The sequence below is a fragment of the Kitasatospora sp. MY 5-36 genome (genome assembly GCF_001182915.1).
In the GTDB taxonomy this organism is placed as follows: Bacteria; Actinomycetota; Actinomycetes; order Streptomycetales; family Streptomycetaceae; genus Kitasatospora.
Genome location: NZ_LFVW01000695.1, coordinates 1 through 5,778, shown reverse-complemented (window position 1 = coordinate 5,778; position 5,778 = coordinate 1). Strand labels below are relative to the sequence as shown.

General features: G+C 75.8%; 6 protein-coding genes. 4 read left to right on the top strand and 2 right to left on the bottom strand.

What is annotated here, in order from left to right:
- Nucleotides 1–1,333 (top strand): FAD-binding oxidoreductase (locus AE652_RS33840; RefSeq protein ID WP_049658621.1); only part of this gene is annotated, 1,333 nt, incomplete at its 5' end.
- Entirely contained in the window at nucleotides 1,330–2,238 is a 909-nt protein-coding gene (locus tag AE652_RS33835) for a diacylglycerol kinase (RefSeq protein WP_199823185.1), read from the top strand. The genes AE652_RS33840 and AE652_RS33835, both read left to right, overlap by 4 nt.
- A gap of 54 nt (nucleotides 2,239–2,292) precedes the next feature.
- On the opposite strand, the gene AE652_RS33830 is transcribed toward AE652_RS33835, so the two are convergent.
- Together AE652_RS33830 and AE652_RS33825 are read right to left on the bottom strand one after the other, a co-directional pair.
- The gene (locus AE652_RS33830; RefSeq protein WP_049658625.1) at nucleotides 2,293–3,210 is read right to left on the bottom strand and encodes a hypothetical protein; all 918 of its coding nucleotides are present in this window, start codon (nucleotides 3,208–3,210) and stop codon (nucleotides 2,293–2,295) included.
- Between the two features lie 140 nt (nucleotides 3,211–3,350).
- Nucleotides 3,351–3,971: a hypothetical protein gene (locus AE652_RS33825; RefSeq protein ID WP_049658620.1), complete on the bottom strand. Its 621-nt coding sequence runs from the start codon at nucleotides 3,969–3,971 to the stop codon at nucleotides 3,351–3,353.
- A 235-nt stretch (nucleotides 3,972–4,206) separates the two neighbouring features.
- Here AE652_RS33825 and AE652_RS33820 point away from each other — a divergent pair, with 235 nt between their 5' ends.
- Both AE652_RS33820 and AE652_RS33815 read left to right on the top strand, forming a co-directional pair.
- The gene (locus AE652_RS33820; protein WP_049658618.1) at nucleotides 4,207–4,974 is read left to right on the top strand and encodes a hypothetical protein; all 768 of its coding nucleotides are present in this window, start codon (nucleotides 4,207–4,209) and stop codon (nucleotides 4,972–4,974) included.
- A gap of 329 nt (nucleotides 4,975–5,303) precedes the next feature.
- Nucleotides 5,304–5,778: MFS transporter (locus AE652_RS33815; RefSeq protein ID WP_049658623.1), on the top strand; the 475-nt coding region annotated here is incomplete at its 3' end.

Genomic DNA, 5,778 nt, shown 5'->3' with positions numbered 1-5,778 from the left:
CAAGTCCACCCCGGACCTGCTGCGCCGCCGCAGCCGCGAGGCGCAGGACGCCCCCGACGCCGTCGTGCTGCCCGGCAGCGAGCAGGAGGTCGCCGCCGTCCTCGCGGTGTGCGCCGAACGCCGCATCGCCGTCGTCCCGTTCGGCGGCGGCACCAGCGTGGTCGGCGGCCTCGACCCCGAGCGCGGCGGCCTCGCCGCCGTCGTCTCCCTCGACCTGCGCCGCTTCGACCAGCTGCTCGACCTGGACGAGACCTCCGGCGAGGCCGTCCTCGGCGCCGGCCTCACCGGCCCGGCCGCGGAGGAGCTGCTCGCCGAGCGCGGCTGGGAGCTCGGCCACTACCCGCAGAGCTTCCGCTACGCCACCATCGGCGGCTTCGCGGCCACCCGCTCCTCCGGCCAGGACTCCGCCGGGTACGGGCGCTTCGACGAGATGGTGCGCGGGCTGCGCGTCGTCACCCCGGCCGGGGTGCTCGACCTCGGCCGCGCCCCCGCCTCCGCCGCCGGCCCCGACCTGCGCCAGCTCTTCCTCGGCTCCGAGGGCACCCTCGGCGTGATCACCGCCGTCCGGCTGCGCGTCCACCCGCTGCCCGCCGTCAAGGCGTACGAGGCCTGGAGCTTCCCCGACTTCGCCACCGGCACGGCCGCGCTGCGCGCCGTCGAGCAGCAGGGCACCGGCCCGACCGTGATCCGGCTCTCCGACGAGGCCGAGACCATGATCAACCTGGCCATGACCGAGCAGATCGGCGGCGCCCCGGCGGTCAGCGGCTGCCTGGCCGTCACCGTCTTCGAGGGCGGCGCCGCCCAGGTCGCCGCCCGGCAGCAGCTCACCCGCGACGCCCTGCTCGCCGCCGGCGGCACCTCGCTCGGCGAGGGCCCCGCCCGGGCCTGGGAGCACGGCCGGTTCAGCGCCCCCTACCTGCGCGACTCGCTGCTCGCCGCGGGCGCGCTGTGCGAGACCCTGGAGACCGCGGCCTCCTGGAGCCGGCTGCCGGCCCTGCGGGCCGCCGTCACCGAGGCGCTCACCGGCGCCCTGCCCGGCTCCCTGGTGCTCTGCCACGTCTCGCACGTCTACCCGACCGGCGCCTCGCTCTACTTCACCGTCGTCGCCGCCCTCGGCGAGGACCCGCTCACCCGCTGGGGCGCCGCCAAGCGCGCCGCCGGGGACGCCATCCTCCGCACCGGCGGCACCATCAGCCACCACCACGCCGTCGGCGCCGACCACCGGCCCTGGATGACCGAGGAGATCGGCGACCTCGGCGTGCGCGTCCTGCGCGCCGTCAAGGCCGAACTCGACCCGGCGGGCATCCTCAACCCGGGCAAGCTGATCCCGTGAACGACGTGAGAACCGTCCGCAGGGTCGCCGTTCTCACCAACCCGGCGGCGGGCATCGGCCACGCCGAGCCCGCCGCCCACCGGGCCACCGCCCGGCTGCGGGCCCTCGGCGTCGACGTCGAACCGCGGGCCGGGCGCTCCCCCGAGGACGCCGTCCGGCTCGCCCGCGAGGCGGCGGCCGACGGCGTGGACGCGGTGGCCGTGGTCGGCGGCGACGGCATGATCAACCTCGCCCTCCAGGCCCTGGCCGGCACGCCCGTCCCGCTCGGCGTGATACCTGCCGGCACCGGCAACGACCACGCCCGCGAGTACGGCCTGCCGCTCGGCGCCCCCGAGGCCGCCGCCGACGTCATCGCCGCCGGGCGCACCCGCGGCGTCGACCTCGGCCGGATCACCGGCCCGGACGGGGCGGTGCGCTGGTACGGCTCCGTCCTCGCCACCGGCTTCGACTCCCTGGTCAGCGACCGCGCCAACCGGCTGCGCTGGCCGCGCGGCCGGATGCGCTACAACCTCGCCATCGCCGCCGAGTTCGCCAACCTCCGCCCGCTGCCGTTCCGCATCACCCTCGCCGACGGCACCGTCATCGAACGCGACCTCACCCTGGCCGCCGTCGGCAACACCCGCAGCTACGGCGGCGGCATGCTGATGTGCCCCGCCGCCCTGCCCGACGACGGACTGCTCGACCTCACCCTCGTCGACGCCATGCCCCGGCTGCGCATCGCCCGCTTCTTCCCCACGCTCTTCAAGGGCACCCACATCACCTACCCGGAGGTCACCACGCTGCGCACCGAAGCCCTGCGGATCGAGTCCCCCGGCATCACCGCCTACGCCGACGGCGAGTTCATCGCCGCGCTCCCGGTGGACGTCGCGGTGGTACCGGACGCCCTGCTGGTGCTGGTGCCGTGAGGGGCTGACGCCGCCGTCCGGCCGTCGGGGTGCCGCCGGACCGCGGTGCCGGTCTCACCCCGCCAGGCGGCGGCGCCACAGCAGCGGGCGTATCTCGACGGCCTGGGACGGGTCGCCGTTCCAGACCGTCGGCAGACCGGCCTCCGCCAGGGCGGCGACCACCTCCTTCCCGACCGCGGCGGTGGCCGCCGGGGAGCCGTCGAAGCCGCCGTACAGCAGGGACAGTCCGTGGCCGAGGGCGGCGGATTCGGTGCCCTGGGCGTGGAAGTAGACGAAGCCGCGGGCGTCGGCCTCGCCGGCCTCGGCGATCTCGGCGTCGCCGCAGGAGCGGCAGCAGCCGAAGTCCTCCCGGGCCGTGATGCCGCCCGCCTCCAGGGCGGCGAAGGCCCGGGCCAGGCGCTCCGGATCCGTCTCGCCGATCCAGCCGGTCTGCTCGCCGACCCGCTCCAGCCAGAGCCGGTCGGCGAGTTGCTCGGCCTGGGGGCGCGAGAGCGGGCGGCGGTCGCCCGCGACCAGGTGCTCCTCGGCCTGCTCGGCGAGCCGGGCGCGGTCGGTGTAGCCGCAGGCCAGAGTCAGCCGCAGCCGGTCCTCCAACTCCCGCCGCTCGCCCGCCTCCAGGTCGATCGGCGGCACCGGCGCCGGCGCCGGGCCCAGGTCGAGCGGCTGCCAGTCCAGCCCCTCGTCCCAGCCCGCCGCGCCACGCGCCCAGCCCGTCATCGCCGCGACCACCGGCTCGGGCCCGGCCAGCCGCACCTCGAAGTGCCGCTCGGCGGAGCCGTCCCGGTGCTCCAGCGTGTACTCCTCGCCGTCGGCGTGCCACACCTGCACGTACACGTCCGGCAGGTCCGGTATCCGCTCCACGACGAGGAAGCGGTCGTCCGGCGCACCGATGCGCCGGACCATCCCCGCGAGGTCGTCCGCGGACACCCTCAGGTGCCGCGTCTCGTTCGTCTGCACCGTGATCGCCAGCATGACGTCACCGTTGCACACGGCACTGACAATCCCCGTGGCCGATCCCCGGCGGCCGATCCCCGCAACAGATCCCGCGGTTCAGGCCCGCCACGCCCGTACCCGGCCGGCCGGCAGCGCCACGGCCGCCGGCGAACGTCCCGTCAGGCCCCCTGGACGAGGGACTTCAGCTCGCCGACGCTCTCGGTGAGGGTCGGTTCGCCGGAGCCCGGGTCGACGGTGAAGACGCGGTAGCCGGCGTCGGTGGTGACCCTGACCCGGCCGGACCCGGCCCATTCCGCCGCGACGAACTCCCCCTGGCCCCGGAAGCCGCCCGTGTGGAGGGCGAGGACGTCCCAGCGGCGGGTCGCCAGGCCGGTGCCGGTCTCCAGCCGGACGAAGTAGCGCCCGTTGTAGCCCTCCGGATCGTCGTGGTGGGCCACCGTCAGGACGTGGTCCGCCCGCTCCGGGGACGCGGTGCGGCTCACCCCCTGGACCTTCGGTCCGAACATCTGCAGGACGTGGCCGCCACCCGACAGCAGCAGCCCGAACACCGCGAACGCCGACGCCAGCCCGCCGACGACGTCCCACCGGCCGCGGACCACGACCGCGGCCAGCAGCAGGACGGCGGCCAGGCCGAGCATCGCCCACGGCCGGTTCAGGACGTCGGCCGCCACCGCCCGCCCGCCGTTGCCGGACTCCATCCGCCCCACCGCCCACAGCACCGGCGGCAGCAGCAGCGCGGTGACGGCCACGATGCCGCCGACTCTCCCACGGTTCGCCATCGAACCCCCTCCTCGGTTTCCGGGCATCCTAGGGCGCTGCCCGCCCCCGGCCCGACTGAGAGGTTCTCCGGTGCCCCGGTACCGCCGGTCTGCTAGCCTCCTGGAGGCCGTGCGAGAGAACGAGGAGGTGGTACCCGTGAACGTTTCGACATGGGTGCTCTCCTCCGGGGTCACGGTCGGGCGATAGGTCGTCGTCCGGGAGCGCCGTTCCAGTGCACTCCCGAAAGGCACGACCATGCGTTTCACTTCCGAACAGCACCTCGACGGCGGCGTCCTCGAGCGTGGGTTCACCCTCGGCGAGATCCCCGGCATCCTGTGGACGCCCGCATCCGCCTCCCCGTCCGAGCCGGTCCCGCTGGTCCTGCTCGGCCACCCCCCGCTCGGACTGCGCAGGATGCACCCCCGGCTGGTCGCCCGGGCCCGACGCTGCGCGGCGGACGGCTTCGCCGCGGCCACCATCGAACTCCCCGGCAGCGGGGACCGGCCCCGCTGGGCCGCCCTCGAGCAGGCCCGCGCCGACCTGCGCCGGGCCATGGAGGCCGGCGAGCCGGTCGGCGAGGAGATCGTCGACGCCCTCGTCCTCCCGCTCGTCGACAAGTCCGTCCCGGAATGGCAGGCCGCCCTGGACGCCCTCCTCGCCCTGCCCGGGATCGGCGGCCCGGTCGGGTACTCGGGGGGAGTCATCTCCATCGGCGTCCGGCTGGCGGTGGTCGAGCCGCGCATCGTGGCCGCCGGCCTCTTCGCCGGGAGCCTCGTTCCCCGCGCCGTGTTCGAGGAGGCCCGCCGGGTCACCATTCCGCTGCACGTCCTGCTGCAGTGGGACGACGAGGGCAACGACCGGCAGGCGTCCCTGGACCTGTTCGACGCCTTCGGCTCCCGGGAGAAGACGCTGCACGCCAACATGGGCGGGCACACGGGCGTCCCGCGGTTCGCGGGCGAGGACGCGGCCGGGTTCTTCGCCCGGCACCTGCGCCAGCCGCAGGCCGGTCCCGGTGGACGGTAGGCAGTAGGCCGGTACCGGCCGGCCGTCGCGATCGAGGAGGGCGCGGTCCCTCCTCGATTCGCGGCGCGCCGGCCGGTGGCTCCCGGCCCGGCCGCCGGGAAAACCGGGTGACCCGGCGGCAGGGGGTCGGGTAGCCTGCCGGGCATGTCGAGCCCTGAGGCATCCAGGGTGGGGGCTTTCGGTCACGCGCCGTCAGCCCCCTGAAACCCCGGAGATCCTGAACCACCGAGGTCCGAGCGAGCGCCACGCCTGCGCCGCCCGGGGGTTGAGCGTGCGGTGACGAGACGTCCGTCCTCCTCGTTCCCACCGCCCCGCTTCGGAGCCTCTCGATGCCCCTTCCGCTCTATCTGCTCGCCCTGGCCGTGTTCGCCATGGGCACCTCGGAGTTCATGCTCGCCGGGCTGCTGCCCGGACTCGCCGCCGATCTCGGCGTCACCGTCGGTACGGCCGGCGGGCTGACCTCGGCCTTCGCGGTCGGGATGGCGGTCGGCGCGCCGCTGATGGCCGGGCTCGCCCGCGGCCGGTCGGGGCGCGGCAGCCTGCTCGGGTTCGTCCTGGTGTTCGCGGCGGCGCACGCCGTCGGGGCGGTGACGACGAGCTTCCCGGTGCTGGTGGCCACCCGGGTGGTCGCCGCGCTCGCCAACGCCGGGTTCCTGGCGGTGGCGCTGACCACCGCCGCCGCGCTCGTCCCGGCGGACCGCAAGGGGCGGGCGCTCGCCGTGCTGCTGTCGGGGACGACGGTGGCGACGGTCGCCGGCGTCCCGGGCGGGGCACTGCTGGGCGCCCTGTTCGGGTGGCGCGCCG